This is a genomic window from Paraburkholderia oxyphila NBRC 105797 (assembly GCF_000685075.1).
Lineage (GTDB): Bacteria > Pseudomonadota > Gammaproteobacteria > Burkholderiales > Burkholderiaceae > Paraburkholderia > Paraburkholderia oxyphila.
On sequence record NZ_BAYD01000254.1, the window covers coordinates 1 to 1926 of the forward strand.

The 1926-nt window shown below is 60.6% G+C and carries 1 protein-coding gene and 1 pseudogene; one reads left to right on the forward strand and one right to left on the reverse strand.

Annotation, left to right across the window (positions count from 1 at the left end; translation table 11 throughout):
• Positions 1-593 (reverse strand): annotated as a pseudogene (locus BO1_RS56010) (transposase); the annotation flags it as partial.
• A 125-nt stretch (positions 594-718) separates the two neighbouring features.
• Here BO1_RS56010 and BO1_RS48725 point away from each other — a divergent pair.
• Entirely contained in the window at positions 719-1735 is a 1017-nt protein-coding gene (locus BO1_RS48725) for an IS110 family RNA-guided transposase (protein ID WP_028223763.1), read from the forward strand.
• Positions 1736-1926: the final 191 nt, after the last annotated feature.

Below are 1926 nucleotides of genomic sequence, written 5' to 3' on the forward strand. Positions count from 1 at the left end.
CGCACGAGGTTGTAGGCGGCCATGTTCAACACGAACATCTGGTCCACTTTCTTCAACCCGCGTACCACCACCTGGCGCATGCGCCCCACGGTCTTGGCCCACCCGAAGCCCTGTTCGATCAACTTGCGCTTTTGCTGCGAAATGGCGTAGCCCACGCTCGAGGCAATCGTATCGGGCACGGACGAACGCCGCCCCGAGGTGTTTTGCGCAACGTGCGGTGTGACCTTCATCTGCTGGCACACCTCGATGAATTCCTGTGCGTCGTAACCCTTATCCGCACCCAGTGTGATTTCTGCGCTCGCATCTTCTGCCGCGTGCCGCGCGTCGTTGATCATGACCTTGGCCGCTTCGCGCTCGGCATGCCCGTCAGCGCGCGTCACGCACGCGTTGACCACCAGGCCATGTCGATTGTCGGTCAGCGTGTGGCCCATGTAACGCAATTCGCTGGCCGTCTTGCCTTTGCGATAGAGCCGTGCATCGGGATCGGTCTTGGACTCATGCGTCTCGTTGCTGCGCTTCTCGCCTTTAAAGTCGCTTGCATTGCCGCCGTCGCTGTCCTGATCGTCACTGTCCTTGGGCACGAAGATGGTATGGACGCCTCCCTCCCGCGTCGGTGAGCCGAGGCAGCAGGTACGGCGGAGCCCTCGCTATAGCTGACGGCAGCAAAGTGCCAAACTGGTGGTGTTGAGAACGATCACCAGGGTTAGGAGGACTCGAAATGAAGACTGCGACATTCGGCATGGACTTAGCCAAGCGCGTGTTTCAAGTTCATTGGGTTGACACGGAGACGGGTGAGATCGGTCGCCGCCAACTCAAGCGAGCCCAACTATGTGAATTCTTTGCCCATCGTCCGCCGGCAATCATCGCCATGGAAGCATGCGGCAGCGCCCATTACTGGGCCCGCCAATTAATCAGCCTGGGACATGAAGTCAGGCTCATCGCACCGGAATTTGTCAGACCTTTCGTGAAGCGCAACAAGACGGACGCTGCCGATGCGCAAGCGATCTGGGAAGCGGCCCAACGACCCGAGATGCGGTTCGTGGCGGTAAAGAGCGAGGCTCAACAAAGCGTGCTGACGCTACACCGCGTGCGCGAGCAACTGGTCAAGGTACGCACGATGCAGATAAATCAGATTCATGGGCTACTCTACGAATTTGGCGCGGCTGTGCGGGCGAATCGACACAGCCTGAGCGAGGCGGCGCAAGCGCTCACGCGACTGGCCGACACGATACCGGCGGTCGTGATTGATACGCTGCGCGAGCAATTGCGGCGTGTTGATGCGCTTACGCAGGATATCGCCGAGATTGAGCGCAGGCTTGCCGCTTGGCAACGAGGCCATGAAGCGGCTAAGCGCCTCATGGCGATCCCCGGTGTCGGACTGCTTGGCGCGAGCGCAGCCGTGGCCACGATCGGCGACGCACGCGCGTTTCGCTGCTCTCGCGAATTTGCGGCATTCCTGGGGCTGGTACCGCGACAGAGCGGCACTGGCGGGCGGGTTAAGCTGCTCGGCATCAGCAAGCGCGGTGACGTCTATCTGCGCACCTTGCTGATTCACGGTGCGCGCGCCGTGCTCGCATGCAGCAAACATTTAAGCGAAACGTCGCAACGCCTGCTCGCGCGACGGCCGTTCAACGTTGCGGTGGTCGCGCCCGCCAATAAAATAGCCCGCACGATCTGGGCACTGCTTGCTCACGATCGCGTATACCAACCCGGTTACACGACGCACGCCGCGTAAGTTCATCACTCAACTAACGGAGAGCGGTCGCTAATAGGTTGCGCAGGTAGATGTACGCGTGATGGCAATACAGGTCGGACCGCGGGGAAGTAAACCTGAACAAGAGCATGCCCTTCGAGGGCGCCACAAAGATGAGGTCTTCCCCGGCGAATTCCATCAGGGCCAGCGGACATGCGTCCGCCTCACAGGCC